Source organism: Pseudomonas sp. IT-P171, from assembly GCF_949767765.1.
GTDB classification, from domain to species: Bacteria; Pseudomonadota; Gammaproteobacteria; order Pseudomonadales; family Pseudomonadaceae; genus Aquipseudomonas; species Aquipseudomonas fluorescens_B.
This window is the reverse complement of the sequence record NZ_CATKQN010000005.1, coordinates 40,966-58,683: the sequence shown is the minus strand read 5'-3', so window position 1 is coordinate 58,683 and position 17,718 is coordinate 40,966. Positions and strand designations below refer to the sequence as shown.

At 60.4% G+C, this 17,718-nt stretch carries 19 protein-coding genes; all 19 read right to left on the bottom strand.

All coding sequences use genetic code 11. The annotated features are described in order from the left end of the window. Positions 1–109 precede the first annotated feature (109 nt). Positions 110–850, bottom strand: coding sequence for an RNA polymerase sigma factor FliA (fliA, locus tag ACM6I5_RS04375; protein ID WP_007894214.1), 741 nt, complete (start codon positions 848–850; stop codon positions 110–112). Continuing rightward, positions 847–1,677, bottom strand: a complete 831-nt coding sequence (fleN, locus tag ACM6I5_RS04370) for a flagellar synthesis regulator FleN (RefSeq protein ID WP_008001746.1) — start codon at positions 1,675–1,677, stop codon at positions 847–849. The genes fliA and fleN overlap by 4 nt, the downstream gene beginning before the upstream one ends. Positions 1,678–1,793: 116 nt before the next feature. Then, on the bottom strand, positions 1,794–3,122 hold the full coding sequence (gene flhF, locus ACM6I5_RS04365; RefSeq protein ID WP_017337194.1) for a flagellar biosynthesis protein FlhF: 1,329 nt from the start codon (positions 3,120–3,122) through the stop codon (positions 1,794–1,796). Positions 3,123–3,133: 11 nt separating this feature from the next. Further along, positions 3,134–5,263: a flagellar biosynthesis protein FlhA gene (flhA, locus tag ACM6I5_RS04360; protein WP_017337193.1), complete on the bottom strand. Its 2,130-nt coding sequence runs from the start codon at positions 5,261–5,263 to the stop codon at positions 3,134–3,136. A 242-nt stretch (positions 5,264–5,505) separates the two neighbouring features. After that, positions 5,506–6,645: a flagellar biosynthesis protein FlhB gene (flhB, locus tag ACM6I5_RS04355; protein WP_017337192.1), complete on the bottom strand. Its 1,140-nt coding sequence runs from the start codon at positions 6,643–6,645 to the stop codon at positions 5,506–5,508. Positions 6,646–6,647: 2 nt separating this feature from the next. After that, positions 6,648–7,430: a flagellar biosynthetic protein FliR gene (gene fliR / locus ACM6I5_RS04350; protein ID WP_017337191.1), complete on the bottom strand. Its 783-nt coding sequence runs from the start codon at positions 7,428–7,430 to the stop codon at positions 6,648–6,650. A gap of 3 nt (positions 7,431–7,433) precedes the next feature. Continuing rightward, a complete protein-coding gene (gene fliQ, locus ACM6I5_RS04345; protein WP_008024593.1) occupies positions 7,434–7,703 on the bottom strand; it encodes a flagellar biosynthesis protein FliQ in 270 nt (89 codons plus the stop codon). Further along, positions 7,700–8,458: a flagellar type III secretion system pore protein FliP gene (gene fliP / locus ACM6I5_RS04340; protein ID WP_008039813.1), complete on the bottom strand. Its 759-nt coding sequence runs from the start codon at positions 8,456–8,458 to the stop codon at positions 7,700–7,702. The genes fliQ and fliP overlap by 4 nt, the downstream gene beginning before the upstream one ends. After that, entirely contained in the window at positions 8,458–8,895 is a 438-nt protein-coding gene (fliO, locus tag ACM6I5_RS04335; protein WP_017337190.1) for a flagellar biosynthetic protein FliO, read from the bottom strand. Before fliO ends, fliP begins: the two co-directional genes overlap by 1 nt. Continuing rightward, positions 8,896–9,354 carry a flagellar motor switch protein FliN gene (gene fliN / locus ACM6I5_RS04330; protein WP_008151080.1) on the bottom strand — a complete coding sequence of 153 codons (459 nt, stop codon included), beginning with the start codon at positions 9,352–9,354 and terminating at the stop codon, positions 8,896–8,898. Between the two features lie 68 nt (positions 9,355–9,422). Next, the gene (fliM, locus tag ACM6I5_RS04325; RefSeq protein WP_008024584.1) at positions 9,423–10,391 is read right to left on the bottom strand and encodes a flagellar motor switch protein FliM; all 969 of its coding nucleotides are present in this window, start codon (positions 10,389–10,391) and stop codon (positions 9,423–9,425) included. 9 nt (positions 10,392–10,400) lie between these two features. Then, entirely contained in the window at positions 10,401–10,901 is a 501-nt protein-coding gene (gene fliL, locus ACM6I5_RS04320) for a flagellar basal body-associated protein FliL (RefSeq protein ID WP_414883269.1), read from the bottom strand. A 208-nt stretch (positions 10,902–11,109) separates the two neighbouring features. After that, positions 11,110–12,462 carry a flagellar hook-length control protein FliK gene (locus ACM6I5_RS04315; RefSeq protein WP_414883268.1) on the bottom strand — a complete coding sequence of 451 codons (1,353 nt, stop codon included), beginning with the start codon at positions 12,460–12,462 and terminating at the stop codon, positions 11,110–11,112. Positions 12,463–12,543: 81 nt separating this feature from the next. Next, positions 12,544–12,915: an Hpt domain-containing protein gene (locus ACM6I5_RS04310; RefSeq protein ID WP_414883267.1), complete on the bottom strand. Its 372-nt coding sequence runs from the start codon at positions 12,913–12,915 to the stop codon at positions 12,544–12,546. Between the two features lie 30 nt (positions 12,916–12,945). Then, positions 12,946–14,652, bottom strand: coding sequence for an ATP-binding SpoIIE family protein phosphatase (locus ACM6I5_RS04305; protein WP_414883266.1), 1,707 nt, complete (start codon positions 14,650–14,652; stop codon positions 12,946–12,948). A 5-nt stretch (positions 14,653–14,657) separates the two neighbouring features. Next, on the bottom strand, positions 14,658–14,963 hold the full coding sequence (locus tag ACM6I5_RS04300) for an STAS domain-containing protein (protein WP_414883265.1): 306 nt from the start codon (positions 14,961–14,963) through the stop codon (positions 14,658–14,660). A gap of 145 nt (positions 14,964–15,108) precedes the next feature. Continuing rightward, positions 15,109–15,558 carry a flagellar export protein FliJ gene (gene fliJ, locus ACM6I5_RS04295; RefSeq protein WP_017337183.1) on the bottom strand — a complete coding sequence of 150 codons (450 nt, stop codon included), beginning with the start codon at positions 15,556–15,558 and terminating at the stop codon, positions 15,109–15,111. 6 nt (positions 15,559–15,564) lie between these two features. After that, positions 15,565–16,923 carry a flagellar protein export ATPase FliI gene (gene fliI, locus ACM6I5_RS04290; RefSeq protein ID WP_017337182.1) on the bottom strand — a complete coding sequence of 453 codons (1,359 nt, stop codon included), beginning with the start codon at positions 16,921–16,923 and terminating at the stop codon, positions 15,565–15,567. After that, positions 16,913–17,713 carry a flagellar assembly protein FliH gene (gene fliH, locus ACM6I5_RS04285; RefSeq protein ID WP_017337181.1) on the bottom strand — a complete coding sequence of 267 codons (801 nt, stop codon included), beginning with the start codon at positions 17,711–17,713 and terminating at the stop codon, positions 16,913–16,915. Before fliH ends, fliI begins: the two co-directional genes overlap by 11 nt. Positions 17,714–17,718: the final 5 nt, after the last annotated feature.

Below are 17,718 nucleotides of genomic sequence, written 5' to 3'. Positions count from 1 at the left end.
ATTTCAATCAATCCGGCAAAGCACTCAATGACTGTCTGGAGCACAACAGATCGAGACCGGCGCAGTTCAACACCACACCAGCCACGTTCGCAGTGTCCCCACACTGCCTTCAGCGCGCTCGCCACTCCCCCAAACGCCCCCGCAAACGGGCCGCGCACTGGCTGTGTAACTGGCTGACCCGAGATTCGCTGACCCCCAGGACCTCACCGATTTCCTTGAGATTCAACTCTTCGTCGTAGTACAGCGCCAACACCAGTCGCTCACGCTCCGGCAAATTGGCAATCGCGTCCGCCAGCGCCGCCTGGAAGCGTTCATCTTCCAGATCGCGTGACGGCTCGAGATGAGCACTCGCGCCATCCTCGTGCAGCCCTTCGTGTTCGCCGTCCTGCAAAAGATCGTCGAAACTGAATAACCGGCTGCCCAGGGTGTCGTTCAAAATCCCGTAGTAATCGTCGAGACTCAATTGGAGTTCGGCCGCAACTTCGTGATCTTTAGCGTCACGGCCGGTTTTAGCTTCAATCGAGCGAATTGCGTCGCTGACCATGCGGGTATTGCGGTGGACCGAGCGTGGCGCCCAGTCCCCCTTGCGGACTTCATCGAGCATCGCGCCGCGGATTCGAATGCCCGCGTACGTCTCGAAACTCGCGCCTTTGCTGGCGTCGTATTTGGTCGACACTTCAAGCAGGCCAATCATGCCGGCCTGGATCAGGTCTTCGACCTGGACACTGGCCGGCAATCGCGCCAGCAAGTGATAGGCAATGCGTTTGACCAGTGGCGCGTAACGCTCGATCAGCTCGTACTGCGCGTCACGTGCCGATTTCTTGTAAAGGTTGTAACCGCTGGCTGTCATAGCACGGGTCCTGCCGTTTGTTGCACGAGGCGCTCGACGAAAAACTCCAGGTGTCCGCGCGGGTTGGCAGGCAGCGGCCAGGTATCGACCTTTTGTGCGATGGCCTTGAAGGCCAGGGAGCACTTGGAACGCGGGAAAGCTTCATAAACCGCGCGCTGCTTCTGAACGGCCTTGCGCACGCTTTCGTCGTACGGCACCGCACCGACGTATTGTAAGGCGACGTCAAGGAAGCGATCCGTGACCTTGGTCAACTTGGCGAACAGGTTGCGACCTTCCTGCGGGCTCTGGGCCATGTTGGCCAGGACGCGGAAGCGGTTCATGCCGTAGTCGCGGTTCAGCAGCTTGATCAGTGCGTAGGCGTCGGTGATCGAGGTCGGCTCGTCGCAGACCACCAGCAAGACTTCCTGCGCGGCGCGAACGAAACTGACTACCGAGTCACCAATACCTGCAGCGGTGTCTATCACCAGGACGTCGAGGTTGTCGCCGATATCGCTGAACGCCTGGATCAGGCCGGCATGTTGCGCCGGGCTCAGATGCACCATGCTCTGCGTGCCGGACGCCGCCGGGACGATGCGGATACCGCCGGGCCCCTGCAACAACACGTCGCGCAGCTCACAGCGGCCTTCGATTACGTCAGCCAGGGTACGTTTGGGTGTCAGTCCCAGCAGGACGTCAACGTTCGCCAGCCCCAGATCGGCGTCCAGCAGCATGACGCGCCGGCCGAGCTCAGCTAGAGCCAGGGACAAGTTCACTGACACGTTAGTCTTCCCGACGCCACCTTTGCCGCCGGTCACCGCGATCACCTGTACGGGATGCATGCTGCCCATGTTATTTCTTTACCTTGTCTTGCATAGACGGAGGCCACATTACTGGCTGCGCGTTCACAAACGGAACAATGCATGGCAGACCATCGATGTAGGTACAAAAACTGTTCATTAATACCTCAGCCAACCTGCTTGGTCGGACTGTGGTAAATATCAGCGAACATGTCAGCCATGGCTTCTTCGCTGGGTTCTTCCTGCATTTGCACGCTGACGGCGCGGCTCACCAGCTGATGACGACGCGGCAGATGCAAATCATCCGGAATCCGCGGTCCATCGGTCAGGTAAGCCACCGGCAACTCATGACTGATTGCCAGGCTCAACACCTCACCCAGGCTTGCTGTTTCATCCAGTTTAGTCAGGATGCAGCCAGCCAGCCCGCAGCGCTTGTAACTGTGATAAGCGGCGGTTAGAACCTGTTTCTGGCTGGTGGTTGCCAGAACCAGATAATTTTTTGATTTGATGCCACGACCGGCCAGGCTTTCGAGCTGCATGCGCAGTGCCGGATCGCTGGCCTGAAGACCCGCGGTATCGATCAGCACTACACGTTTGCGCAGCAACGGGTCCAGCGCCTGCACCAGGGACTGGCCCGGGTCGATGTGGGTGACCGACACGTTGAGGATCCGACCCAAAGTCTTCAGTTGTTCCTGAGCGCCGATACGGTAGCTGTCCATGCTCACCAGCGCGATGTTCTGCGCGCCGTACTTGAGCACGTAACGGGCCGCGAGCTTGGCCAGCGTGGTGGTCTTGCCCATGCCGGCAGGGCCAACCATGGCAATCACGCCGCCCTCTTCCAGTGGCTCGACTTCCGGCGTGGCAATCATCCGTGCCAGGTGCGCCAGCAACATGCGCCAGGCCTGACGAGGTTCGTCAATGCCGGTGATCAGTTCCAGCAGATCGCGGGACAACGGACCGGACAAACCGATGCGCTGCAGGCGACGCCACAGGTTGGCCTGGGCCGGACGGCTGCCTTGCAGCTGATTCCAGGCCAGGGAGCCAAGTTGTACTTCCATCAGTTCGCGCAGGCTGTTGAGTTCGAAACGCATCGAATCGAAAGCCCGCGGATCGACACCGCCGGAGGCTGGCGCAGGGGCCGGGGCTGCACGGCGGGGTTCAGTGTAGGTCGGTTCGATCAGCGGTTCGGCGGCGGTGAGTGGCAGGCCGGCGAACAACTGGCGATTGGTGGACTTGTCGCTCTCGCCCTCGCTACGCAGGCTCAGTTCGGCCTGGGCGGTCACGATCCGCGACTGGGTCTTGCGCAGCTCGTCCTCGAGTTCCATGTTCGGAACACGCGGAGCCAGCGCCGACAGTTTGTAATCAAGGGCAGCCGTCAACTCGACACCACCGGCGATCCGGCGGTTGCCAATGATGGCGGCATCAGCGCCCAGCTCATCACGAACCAGTTTCATGGCCTGACGCATATCGGCGGCGAAAAAACGCTTAACTTGCATAAACCACTACCTCAGCCGTTGGGCCCTACTGTCGCAACGATGGTCACTTGCTTGTTGTCAGGGATTTCCTGGTAAGCCAACACATGCAAACCCGGGACTGCCAACCGGCCAAATCGCGACAGCATCGCGCGAACCGGACCGGCCACCAGCAGAATCACCGGTTGACCTTGCATTTCCTGACGCTGCGCCGCTTCGATCAACGAGCGTTGCAGTTTTTCAGCCATGCTTGGCTCCAGCAGAACGCCCTCTTCCGAGCCTTGTCCTGCCTTCTGAAGACTATTGAGCAATATTTGTTCCAACCTTGGCTCAAGAGTGATAACTGGCAGCTCCGACTCAGTCCCCACAATGCTTTGGACGATTGCACGGGATACGCCGACGCGTACGGCAGCCACCAGCGCGGCAGTATCTTGACTCTTGGCCGCATTGTTCGCGATCGCCTCGGCGATGCTGCGAATGTCCCGTACGGGCACCTGTTCGGCCAGCAACGCCTGGAGCACCTTGAGCAGCTGCGACAACGACACCACGCCCGGCACCAGCTCCTCGGCCAGTTTAGGCGAGCTTTTGGCCAGCAATTGCATGAGTTGTTGCACTTCTTCGTGGCCGATCAGCTCACTGGAGTGCTTGTACAAAATCTGGTTCAAGTGGGTTGCCACTACCGTACTGGCATCTACCACGGTGTAACCGAGGGATTGTGCCTGCGCACGCTGACTGACTTCGATCCAGACCGCCTCCAGCCCGAAAGCCGGATCTTTGGCGGTGATGCCGTTGAGCGAACCGTAGACCTGGCCCGGGTTGATCGCCAGTTCCCGATCCGGATAGATCTCCGCTTCGGCCAGGATCACCCCCATCAGGGTCAGTCGATAGGCACTTGGTGCGAGGTCGAGGTTGTCACGGATATGCACAGTCGGCATCAGGAAACCCAGGTCCTGTGACAGCTTCTTGCGCACGCCCTTGATACGCGCCAGCAACTGCCCCCCCTGATTGCGGTCCACCAGCGGGATCAGGCGATAGCCGACTTCCAGGCCAATCATGTCGATCGGCGTCACATCGTCCCAGCCAAGCTCTTTGGTTTCCTGAGCGCGGGCCGGCGATGGCAACAGCTCCTGCTGACGCTTGACCTCTTGCAAGGCCTGAACCTTGACGGTGTTCTGCTTCTTCCAGAAAAGGTACGCGCCGCCGGCCGCCAGGGCCGCCATGCTCAGAAAAGAGAAGTGCGGCATGCCGGGCACCAGGCCCATGACCGCCATCAAACCCGCCGCCACGGCCAGCGCCTTGGGTGAGGCGAACATCTGGCGATTGATCTGCTTGCCCATGTCTTCCGAACCGGAAGCACGGGTCACCATGATCGCGGCGGCTGTCGATAACAACAGTGATGGCAATTGCGCCACCAAACCGTCACCGATGGTCAACAGCGCGTAAACCTTGCCAGCATCACCGAAGGTCATGCCGTGCTGGAAAATACCGACGGCCATACCGCCGATCAGGTTGATGAACAGAATCAGCAAACCGGCAATGGCATCACCGCGCACGAACTTGCTGGCACCGTCCATGGAACCGTAGAACTCGGCTTCCTGGGCCACTTCCATCCGACGCAGTTTGGCCTGGTTTTGATCGATCAGACCGGCGTTCAAATCGGCGTCGATCGCCATTTGTTTGCCGGGCATCGCATCGAGGGTGAAACGCGCGCTCACCTCGGAAATCCGTCCGGCACCCTTGGTCACCACGACGAAGTTGATGATCATCAAAATCGCGAAGACCACGATACCAACCACGTAGTTACCGCCGATCACCACCTCACCGAACGCCTGGATCACCTTGCCCGCGGCGGCATGACCGTCCTGACCGTGGAGCATCACCACCCGCGTGGAGGCCACGTTCAGCGCCAGCCGCAACAGCGTTGCCACCAGCAGAATGGTCGGGAACACCGCGAAATCCAGCGGCCGCAGAGCGTAGACGCAGACCAGCAACACGACAATCGACAGCGCAATGTTGAACGTGAAGAACACGTCCAGCAGGAACGGCGGCACGGGCAGCATCATCATGGCCAGCATGACCAGCAGCAACAACGGCACGCCCAGATTGCCCCGACTCAGGTCGGCAACGTTTGTGCGGGCATTGTTGATAAACTGAGAGCGATCCACCGGTTTTCCCCGTTCCTTTAAAGCAAACTTTTGACGCCCGAAGCAGGCGCAGAGCGGCTACTGCAAGAAGCCTTCCAACTTTTGCCGAGGGTTGGAACAGAGGGATTTATTGACCGGAATGGGTGATGCCTGGACCGGCCTCATCGCGGGCAAGCCCGGCTCCCACAGAGACCGAGGCTGAACACAGAACCTGTGGGAGCGTGGCTTGCCCGCGATGGGGCCATCACTGTCAGTGCAGGTAATCAGGAATCGCGCCGCAGATCCGGCGGAATCGGCAAATCATCCTTGAGCGGTTCAGGACGCTTGCCCTTGCCAGCGCGGTGCTGGCGGATCTGATAGACGTAGGCCAATACCTGGGCGACCGCCAGATACAACCCACCGGGAATTTCCTGCTCCAGCTCCGTGGAATAGTAGATCGAACGCGCCAGGGCCGGCGATTCCAGCAGCAACACCTCATTGGCCACGGCGATCTCGCGGATTTTCAACGCCAGGAAGTCACTACCCTTGGCCAGCAGTACCGGTGCAGCACCTTTTTCCGCATCGTACTTGAGGGCCACGGCGTAGTGCGTCGGGTTGGTAATGACCACGTCGGCCTCGGGAATCGCGGCCATCATCCGCCGCTGGGACATCTCGCGCTGCAACTGGCGAATCCGCTGCTTGACCTCCGGCTTCCCCTCCTGATCCTTGTGCTCATCGCGCACTTCCTGCTTGGTCATCAGCAGTTTCTTGTGGCTCTGGTAAAGCTGCACCGGAACATCCACCGCCGCGATCAGAATCAGCCCACACGCCATCCACAACGTGCTCCAACCCACCAGCTGAACGCTATGAATGATTGCCTGTTCCAGCGGCTCATGGGCAATACGCAGCAAGTCATCGATGTCAGAGCGCAGGACGGACAAAGCCACAAACAGGATCAGCAGAAATTTAGCCAGCGCCTTGAGCAGCTCGATCACGGCCGTACTGGAGAACATCCGCTTGAGCCCCGCCGCCGGGTTCATCCGGCTGAATTTGGGTGCAAGGCTCTTGCCGGCAAACAGCCATCCACCCAGGGAAATCGGCCCCAGAAAAGCCGCCAGCAGCAGCAACAGCAATATCGGCTGGACCGCCAGAAGGGCAATCTTTCCTGAATGCAGCAGGTACTCCCCCATCTGCCCGGGATCCAGCAACACCTCCCGCGGCAGGGAAAAGTTCAGGCGCATGATTTCCAGCAGATCCAGAGCCAGACCGCCGCCATAGATCAACAGCCCCCCGGCACCGGCCATCATGGTTGCCAGGGTATTGAGCTCTTTGGAGCGGGCGATCTCGCCCTTGTCCCGGGAGTCCTTTTTGCGCTTCTCCGTGGGGTCTTCTGTTTTGTCCTGACCGCTCTCGCTCTCGGCCATGGCTAGCGCGCCTGCGCCATGTCACGTAACAGCTGCAGGGCCTCGGTGGCCAAGGGCTGATACTGATTGAGAATGTCGCCGAGACCGACCCAGAAAATCACCAGACCCAGCACCAGGGTCAGGGGAAAACCAATGGAGAAAATGTTCAACTGCGGCGCCGCCCGAGTCATCACGCCGAAGGCAATGTTAACCACCAACAACGCCGTGATCGCCGGCATGACCAGCAGCATCGCTGCCCCCAGCACCCAACCCAGCTTGTTGGCCAGTTCCCAGAAGTGATTGATCAGCATGGCGCTGCCGACGGGCATCGTGGTGAAACTCTCCGTCAGCACTTCGAACACCACCAGATGCCCATTCATGCCGAGAAACAGCAGGGTCACGAGCATCGTCAGGAACTGCCCGATGACTGCCGCCGACACACCGTTGGTGGGGTCGACCATCGAGGCGAACCCCATGCCCATCTGAATCGAAATGATCTGCCCGGCGACGACAAACGCCTGAAAAAACAGCTGGAGCGAGAGCCCCATCAATGCGCCGATTATGATCTGTTCGGCGATCAGCAGCAGTGCGCTCAGGTCCAGCGCATGAACCTGCGGCATCGGTGGCAGGCCCGGCACGACAACCACTGTGATTGCCAGCGCGAAATACAATCGCACACGGGTCGGCACCAGGGTCGTGCCAAAAATAGGCATGGTCATCAGGACGGCGCCGATGCGAAACAACGGCAATATGAACGAAGCAACCCAGGTACTGATCTGGGTGTCGGTCAGCTGCAGCAGTGACATGGCTTAGCCGATGACCCGAGGAATATTGCCGTACAACTGCAGAATGTATTCCATGAAGGTCTGCACCAGCCACGGGCCGGCGACGATCAGCGTGACCAGCATCACCAGCAGGCGCGGCAGGAAGCTCAGGGTCTGTTCGTTGATCTGAGTGGCAGCCTGGAACATGGCCACCAACAGACCCACCAGCAAACTCGGAATCACCAGCACGGCAACCATCATGGTGGTCAGCCAGAGCGCTTCACGAAAGATGTCTACCGCAACTTCCGGCGTCATGGAGAGACACCGCCGAAGCTGCTGGCCAACGTACCGATGATCAATGCCCAACCATCCACCAGCACGAACAGCATGATCTTGAACGGCAGGGAAATGATCAGTGGCGAGAGCATCATCATACCCATCGCCATCAGCACACTGGCCACGACCAGGTCGATGATCAGGAAGGGAATGAAGATCATGAACCCGATCTGGAACGCGGTTTTCAATTCGGAAGTGACGAAGGCCGGCACCAGGATGGTCAGTGGCGCCTGATCCGGCGTAGCGATGTCGGTGCGCTTGGACAGACGCATGAACAGCTCAAGATCGCTACTGCGCGTCTGGGCCAGCATGAAGTCCTTGATCGGCACCTGGGCCTTGGCCACGGCATCTTGCGCGGTGAGTTTTTCCGCCAGATAGGGCTGCAAGGCATCCTGGTTAACCCGGTCGAACACCGGCGCCATGATGAACAGCGTCAGGAACAACGCCATGCCGGTGAGAATCTGGTTCGACGGCGTCTGCTGCAGACCCAGAGCCTGACGCAGGATCGAGAAGACGATGATGATCCGGGTGAAACTGGTCATCAGCATGACGAACGCCGGAATGAAACTCAGCGCGGTCATGATCAGCAGGATCTGCAGGCTGACCGAGTATTCCTGGGCGCCCTGGGCATTGGTGCCCAGGGTGATCGCCGGGATCGACAACGGATCGGCGGCGAAGGCCAGCGGCGCGGCCAGCATCAGGGCCAGCGTCAAGATGATGCGTAGCGCACCCATTACTTCTTATCCTTCTGATCCTTGCCCAACAGCTCCATCAGGCGCTGGGCAAACTCCGGGGTCGCTTTCTCGGTAACCGGCACCTGCACCGGCTCCTTGAGCACATGCAAGGCAGTGATGGTGCCGGGGCTCAAGCCGAGCAGAATCTGCTCGTTGCCAACCTGCACCAGCATCAAACGGTCACGCGGGCCCAGGGCGCGGGAGCCGATCAGTTCGATCACCTGCCCCTTGCCGGCCGGCCCGGCCTGCTGGACCCGGCGCAACAGCCAGGCGAGGAAGAAGATCAACCCCAGCACCAGCAGCAAACCAAGCACCAGCTGCGTCAATTGTCCCGCCACACCACTGCTGACAGCAGGTGCCGCGGCAACAGTCGCCACGGGCTCGGCCGCCAGGACACTGAACGGCAAGGCCAGCACTACCCCCAGAACCTTTTTCACTCAGCGCAGCTTCTTGATTCGTTCGCTTGGGCTGATCACGTCGGTCAGGCGGATGCCGAACTTCTCGTTGACCACCACCACTTCACCGTGAGCGATGAGCGTGCCGTTGACCAGCACATCCAGCGGCTCACCGGCCAGGCGATCAAGCTCGATCACCGAACCCTGGTTGAGCTGCAGCAGGTTGCGGATGTTGATGTCGGTGCTGCCCACTTCCATGGAAATCGACACCGGGATGTCGAGGATCACATCCAGGTTCGGACCATCCAGCGTGACCGGATCGTTGTTTTTCGGCACGCTGCCGAACTCTTCCATCGGCAGACGGTTGGACGGCGAACTGGCGGCGTCGGCGGCCAGCAAGGCATCGATATCGTCCTGCCCGGCGTCGCCGGTTTCTTCCAGGGCCGCAGCCCATTCATCGGCCAGCGCCTGGTCGTCCTGGGTATTCATGTCGTTAGCCATCATGTGTCCTCGGCGGGCACCCCTTGAACGGGGTGCCGTCAGTTAATAGCGAATGGGAGCAGCGCCGCTTAACGGCGCTCGATCGGCTCGATCACTTGCAACGCGAGGTTGCCTTTGTGCGAGCCCATCTTGACCTTGAACGCAGGCACGCCATTGGCGCGCATGATCATTTCTTCCGGCATCTCGACCGGGATGATGTCCCCCGGCTGCATGTGCAGAATGTCGCGCAGGCGCAACTGGCGACGGGCAACCGTGGCCCCGATCGGCACGTCAACGTCCAGCACGTCCTGGCGCAGGGCATTGACCCAGCGCTCGTCCTGATCGTCGAGGTCCGACTGGAAGCCGGCGTCGAGCATTTCGCGCACCGGCTCGATCATCGAGTACGGCATGGTCACGTGCAGGTCACCGCCACCACCATCGAGTTCGATGTGGAAGGTCGACACCACAATGGCTTCGCTTGGGCCGACGATGTTGGCCATGGCCGGGTTCACTTCCGAGTTGATGTACTCGAAGTTCACTTCCATGATCGCCTGCCAGGCTTCCTTCAGATCGACGAAGGCCTGCTCCAGCACCATGCGCACCACCCGCAGTTCGGTGGGGGTGAACTCACGCCCCTCGATCTTCGCGTGACGTCCGTCACCGCCGAAGAAGTTGTCCACCAGCTTGAACACCAGCTTGGCGTCGAGGATGAACAGTGCGGTGCCGCGCAGCGGTTTGATCTTGACCAGGTTGAGGCTGGTCGGCACGTACAGCGAGTGCACGTATTCACCGAACTTCATCACCTGCACACCACCGACGGCAACGTCCGCCGAGCGGCGCAGCATGTTGAACATGCTGATGCGGGTGTAGCGGGCGAAACGCTCGTTGATCATTTCCAGGGTCGGCATGCGTCCACGGACGATGCGGTCCTGACTGGTCAGGTCGTAGCTTTTGACGCTGCCGGGCTCGGCAGCGGTATCGGTCTGTACCAGACCGTCATCGACGCCATGCAACAGCGCATCGATTTCATCCTGGGACAGCAGGTCCTGCACGGCCATGTCGTGTTCCTACTGCAGTACGAAATTAGTGAAAAGCAACTGTTCGATGACCACTTTGCCGAGCTCTTTCTGCGCCACTTCCTGGACGCTGGCGGTCGCCTTCTGACGCAACATTTCCTGACCGACCGGCGACGCCAGCGTCGCGAAATCCTGTCCGGAGAACAGCATGACCAGGTTATTGCGGATCACCGGCATGTGGACTTTCAGCGCTTCCAGATCGGCCTGGTTGCGCCCCTGCATGGTGATGCTCACCTGCATGTAACGCTGACGGCCGTTCTGGTTGTAGTTGGCAACGAAGGCCGGCGCCATGGGCTCGAAAACCGCTGGCTGCTTGCCGACCGGGGCGACTTCAGCCGCGGCGGCAGGCTTGCTCTGGGCGCTGTGCATGAAGAACCAGGTCGCCCCCACGGACAAGCCGATCGCCAGCAGCAGGGCCACCACGATCACAATGATCAGCTTGAATTTGCCTTTGGTTGCGGGGTCTTTTAATGCTGCTTCGCTCTTCGCCATGCCAATAATCCGTCACTATTCGGGTTTTCACAGTCGCACGGCAAGGCAAGAGCAAGTGTTATGCCAGAAGTGTCGGAGGGTATGTGGACTGCGGCAGCCAGCAGCCAAAATCAAAAGATCGCAGCCTTCGGCAGCTCCTGCATTTTGAAGGTATATACCCTGCAGGAGCTGCCGAAGGCTGCGATTTTTTGAGAGGCACCGCGCTTTATCAGGCGTAGTAGTCGACCGCGCTGGAGCCGATGACGCTGGTCGCACTGGCCGCCACTTCGGCAACGGTCGGCGCGAGCTCTTCATCCATGCCGTCGAGACGACCGCCGCTGGCGTTGGTGCGTCCGCTCTGGCTTTGTTGCGCCTGGTCCTGACCTTGCTGAGAGCCACGGGACTGGTCGGAGACGTTGACGTCTACCTGACCCATGCCCTGTTGCGCGAACATGTCTCGTAAGCGATGCATCTGGCCATCCAGCGCTTCGCGAACGCTTGGGTGCGCACTCATGAAGGTCACCTGGGTCTGCTGGTCCGGCACCATGTTCACCCGAATATCGAGGCGACCCAGTTCGGCAGGCTGCAACTGGATATCGGCCGCCTTGAGGTTGGCACTGGACAGGTACATGACCCGGTTCACCACTTCTTCGGTCCAGCCGCTCTGATGCATGGCAATCGGCTGATTCACCGGTATGGCATTGGCGGTTTTCGGCGTGGCAGCCTGGGTCAGTGCAGCCAGACGATTGGCGAAATCATCGACGCGGGTATCGCTGGTGGCAGACTTCAAATCCTTGAGGCCATCATCGATCAACCCACTGAAAGCTTTTTCGCCCCCCTGGCTGGTACTGTCCTTGTCAGCCTGCACATCGAGCATGCCAGCCATACCGGCGGCAAAGTTCTGCGCCGAGGTAGGCTCGCCATCGGCCTGGGTCTGGGCCGGCGTCGGCGCTGCCTTGGGCTGTGCCTGGCTGGCAGCCGAAATATGACCGCCCTGCTCCATGGCCATGCGCACAGCCGGGAGAGCATCGAGAGGGTCGGCCTCGGGATCGAAATCGCTATCCGCCGCTGCCACAGGTGTCTGCGCCGTCGTCACCGTTGGCGTGACAGGTATTTCCACTTTGGGTTGCTCAGTGGCGACAACAGGTGCCGACTCCGCAACTGGCGCTGCCACAACGGGTTGCAACTCTGGCAGCAATGAAGGATCAAGCGCTGGATCGGCCGGTGCAGCGTCGACCACTGGCGTATCGGCGACATCCTCGTTGGCGGCCTTGTCGTCGCTCGGCGCCGGTTTATCGGCGGGCAAGGATTTGCCGCTATCGGCAACCGTCGGTTCCGGAGCGGCAGACTTGTCGTTGCCGACGTCCGTTTTTACGGGGCTGTCCGGGATTTTATCGCGCACCGGCTTCGCCGATCCATCAGAGGCCGCAGAGGGTTTGTTCTGGGCCTGAGTGGCGTAAACCTGAGCGAAGCTGGACGCCTTGTCCCCGGGCTCAGCGGACAGCGCCGGTGTATTGGCGGAGGCGGCTTGAGTCTTGGCCTGCGCGGCGGCCTGGAGAAGAATATTGGGGGTAACGGGCATGAACGGTCTCCGCTGCACTGGGATCGTAGGTACAGTTGCGGTGATACGTGCAAGGGTTGAGCCAGTTTTGCTCAAGCGGCGCTAAAAGCGCCGGACGGTCGCACTGTCAGTGAGAGAGCGCTGGCGCTCTGCTTCGTAGAGGGGACGGATAATAGCGAACTCGCCGTCGATTTCTCCGACCAGTTTCTCGATGCCTTCCAAAGACCTCTTCTTGCTTCGCTGCTCGAGCTCATTGCAGAGCTCGGCGAGGCGCACGGCGCCCATGTTGCTGCAACTGCCCTTGAAACTGTGTGCGGCCTCTTCCAGCGACTTGGCATCCCCCCCAGCCTTGCGCAACAGACTCAACCGATCTTCGGAATCGGCGAGAAAAGTATCCAGCAACGTCGGATACTCCTCCTCCATGACAGCTTGCAACGCACTCAGTACGTCGCGGTCCAGATGTGTGTCAGCCACTTGCTCACTCCTTGATCAAGAATGCGCGGATTATGCCAGAGCCTCCCAGAAAAATTCCACGCGGGCACTTCGACCTTCGTCGGACCAGCTGGCGTTGCGGCCCAACTGGCGGATAAGACTGATACCACGTCCCGACAGACGGATGCCATCAACGGGGCGCGCCATCACTCGCTCGACATCAAAACCCTTGCCACTGTCTTCGACCCGAATCGTCAGGCAACCGCCGTCATCCTTTGGTGCGACCTGCAAATGCACCCGCACATAGCCGTCCTGCAGCTCATCCAGACGTGCATTGCGCTGCTGATAATAGAGGGTAAAACCCGAAGCGTCGCGCTTGAGGCTCGAATCCAGACCCAGCACGCCGTGCTCCAGCGCATTGGAATACAGCTCCGCCAGCACACTGTAGAGCGCCCCGCTCTGCGCGCGCAAACCATGGACCTCCAACAGCAATTGCAAAAGATACGGCAGCGGATTGAAGCGCTTCAGGGTCGCGGCACGGAACTCGAAACTCACCGACCAGTCCAGCGGGCAGGACTGACCACTGTCGGAATAGACCAGGGCGGGTGGAATCAGCTGCGCGGCTTCGAGCAGGCTGACTTCGACCATGCTGACATCGTCGCGGGCCTCACCGCGAAAATCCCGCAGCGCCTGCTCGATCTCTTCGAAAAGCCGGTCGGGCTGACGGTTGGCCGCAAACACCTGTTGCAATCGCTCGACGCCAAACAGCTGCTCATTGGCGTCGCAGGTGTCGATGACGCCATCGGACAACAGGAAGACCCGATCGCCGACAGCCATCGGAAACACTTCGGTGCGGTCATCGAAGGTCTGCGGACTCAGCACGCCAAGCGGCAAATGCCGGGCCTTCAGCGGCGTGCGCTCACCGCTGGCGATGCTGTGCAGATAACCGTCCGGCATCCCACCGTTCCAGACTTCCACCGAACGCCGCTGGAAACTCAGGCACAGCAATGTTGCGCAACAGAACATGTCCACCGGCAGGATGCGCTTGAGCTTGGCGTTCATCTCGCGCAACGTTTCCGACAGGCCGTAGCCCTTGGCGGTCATGCCGTAGAAGACTTCAGCCAGCGGCATGGCCCCGACGGCGGCTGGCAAGCCATGGCCGGTGAAATCGCCGAGCAGCACATGCATGTCGCCGGCCGGGGTGAATGCCGCCAGCAACAGGTCGCCGTTGAACAGCGCATAGGGCGATTGCAGGTAACGGATATTGGGGGCATTCAGGCAGCCGGAATGGGCGACCTTATCAAAGACGGCCTTGGCCACACGCTGCTCGTTGAGCAGATAGTCGTGATGCCTGGCAATCTGATCACGCTGCTTCAGCACAGTGGCCTGCAACCGCCGCAAACGGTCCATCGCCTTGATTTTGGCGGCGAGGATCACTTGGTTGTAGGGCTTTGCCAGAAAGTCGTCGCCGCCGGCCTCAAGACAGCGGGCCAGCGCCTCGCTTTCGGTCAGCGAGGTCAGGAAGATGATCGGCACCAGGGTTTCCCCGGCCAGCGCCTTGATCTGCCGCGCCGCCTCAAAACCGTCCATCACCGGCATCATGGCGTCCATCAACACCAGTTGCGGGCGTTGTTGGCGAAACGCTTCGACCGCTTCGGCGCCATTGGCGGCCGTCAGCACTTCATGGCCCTGGCGGCGGACAATGCTCGACAGCAGCATGCGGTCAGCCGCGCTGTCTTCAGCGATCAGGATCGTCAGCGGTTCGAACAACGGCTGCATGGCCTTCACACCACGTCGAAGATCTGTTCGAAGTTGGAGATGGCGAGAATCTTGCGCACATCGGCGTTGGCGTGGGTCAGCCTGATCTCGGCGTGCTCGCCACCGGCGTGATCACGCAGCAGCAACAACATGCCAAGCGCTGAACTGTCGAGGTAGGTGGCGTCCTTCAGGTTCACTTCAAAGGACTCGGGTTTTGGCTGAAGGTTTTCGTAAGATTCACGAAATTCCTGATGCTTGGCGAAATCGAATCGTCCCTTGACCGATATCGTCAGCTTTTGTCCATCCGGAGATACTTCTGTAACGACTGACATTGAACGGCTTCCTTGTCATTGGCGAACGTACGTGTACAAGGTTTAGCACTTGGCGGGGATAGGGGCAAGGCTGGAAAGTTGTGGAATATTGAAGGCCCCCTTCGCGGGCAAGCCGCGCGAAGAACGCTAACGCGGCCTCACTGATTCAATACGGATCCTGCCGCGGTAACCGCTGGGACAACTCATCCAGCAGTTTCTGCTCGCGCTTGTCTTCCAGCTGCCGCGCCTCATCCGCATAGCGCTGAACCAGCTTGCGCAAGCCTTCAACCCGGGCAAACGCCTGCTGCCAGGTGTCCCGCGCCTTGTTCAAATTATTCTGATGCCACGCCAGGCTTTGCCGCTGCTGATCGATGGCGACGCCCAGTTGCGCAAGAAAGCCCTGATAGCCCAGCAACCATTGGCCCGAAACGCCGCTGCTGCCGCGAATGATCCACTGTTCCTGGTAGTCGAGACGAAAGGCCTCAAGGTCGGCGAGCTTGCTTTCAGCCAGGCGAACCTGCCCCTGAAAATGGCCCAAACGCTGTACGGCGGTTTTCTCGGCCTTCTCGGCCATTTCGACCACCGGCGCCAGCCGCCCCGCCCGACTCTGGGCCATGATCGATTAGCCGCCAGCCGCGGGCGCGAAGATCGAACCGAGGTAGGATTCGCTTTCGCCCAGGCTGATGTTGTCGTTAAGTCCTTGACGCAGGTATTTGACCAGCTGTGGCTGCAGCGAAATCGCCAGGTCGGTTTCCCGGTCTCCGCCGGCGACGTAGGCGCCCACGCTGATCAGGTCGCGACTCTGTTGATAGCGCGACCACAATTGTTTGAAATACTGGGCGCGGGCCATGTGTTCCGGCGACACCACCGACGGCATGACCCGGCTGATGGACGCTTCGATATCGATGGCCGGGTAATGCCCCTCCTCGGCCAGACGCCGGGACAGGACGATGTGCCCGTCGAGTACACCCCGCGCCGCGTCGGCGATCGGATCCTGCTGGTCATCACCTTCAGACAGCACGGTGTAGAACGCCGTGATCGAACCGCCACCCTTCTCCGCGTTACCGGCCCGCTCCACCAGTTTCGGCAATTTGGCGAACACCGATGGCGGGTAACCCTTGGTTGCGGGCGGTTCGCCGATGGCCAGGGCGATTTCCCGCTGGGCCTGGGCGAAACGGGTCAGGGAGTCCATGAGCAACAGGACGTTCTTGCCCTTGTCACGGAAATATTCGGCAATCCGCGTGCAATACATCGCGGCGCGCAGGCGCATCAGGGGCGCATCATCCGCCGGAGACGCCACGACCACCGAACGCTTGAGGCCTTCTTCACCGAGGATGTGCTCGATGAACTCTTTAACTTCGCGACCCCGCTCACCGATCAGCCCGACGACGATAATGTCGGCCTCGGTGAAGCGGGTCATCATGCCCAGCAGCACACTCTTGCCGACGCCGGTACCGGCGAACAGCCCGAGCCGCTGCCCACGCCCGACCGTCAACAAACCATTGATTGAACGAATGCCTACGTCCAGCGGCTCGCTGATCGGGTGACGCTTGAGCGGGTTGATGGTCGGGCCGTCCATCGGCACCCAGTCTTCAGCCTTCATCCCGCCCTTGCCGTCCAGCGCCCGACCGGCGCCATCCAGCACCCGCCCGAGCATGCTCATGCCCATTGGCAAGCGACCGGTGTCAGCCATAGGCACCACACGGGCGCCGGGCGCGATGCCGGCAACGCTGCCGACCGGCATCAGGAAGACTTTGCTGCCGGAGAACCCCATGACTTCAGCTTCGACCTGCACCGGATGGTAACTGTCGTCGTTGATCACCATGCAGCGACTGCCCATGGCCGCGCGCAAACCTTCGGCTTCGAGGGTCAAGCCGACCATGCGCAGCAAACGGCCTTCAAGGATCGGCGCGCCGGCCAGCTCCGTGGCCTCGGTGTAACCGCCCAGGCGCTTGGCGAAGCTGGTGCGGTCAAGGCGCATCGGGTTCTTCCGGTTCGACTTCGACGGCAGGCTTGTCGTCGATCGGCAGCTCCAGGCTCAGATCCGGCGCGGCCGGGTGCAAGGCCTGTTCGTGCAACTGATCGAACAGCTTGTCCATGACCCTGGCGATCCGGGTTTCGACCGTGGCGTCGATGCGACTGTGCTCAGTCTCGACCCGGCAACCGCCAGGCAACAACGCTTCGTCCTCGACGATGCGCCAGGTTTCTTCATGGCGCTCGCGCAGGGCTTTGACCTGTTCGAAATCCTGCGGATTGATGTACAGCCGCACATTGCCCACGCCCAGCGGCAACAGCTTGAGGGCGTCGCGCATGACGTGTTCGATCTGCGTCGAATCGATGGCCAGTTCGCGCTGAATCACCTGTTTGGTGATGTGCTGCACGAGGTCGACCAAGGATTTTTCGATTTGCGTGTCCTGCTCGGCGATAGGCTCGAACAGGTTGGCCATCAGTTGCTCAAGTGCTGCGACTTTCGGCGCCAGCACGGCCTCGGCTTCCTGACGAACCTTGAGCGTGGTGCTGTGAAATCCTTCTTTCTCGCCCGTCGCGAAGCCTTCGTTGTAGGCCTCCTGACGGATGCTTTCGAGTTCTTCGAGGGTCAGTGGCTGGACTTCTTCCAGCGGCACTTCTTCCATTTCCGGCGGCTCGGGCTCAGGTTCAGGCTCGGGCTCCGGGACATGCGGGTCGAAACTGGGCAGCGACCAGACATCGAAACCACCGACGTCCTTGGCACGGATCAGGTCGGTCTGGGACTCATCATGTTTGGACGACATAGTGA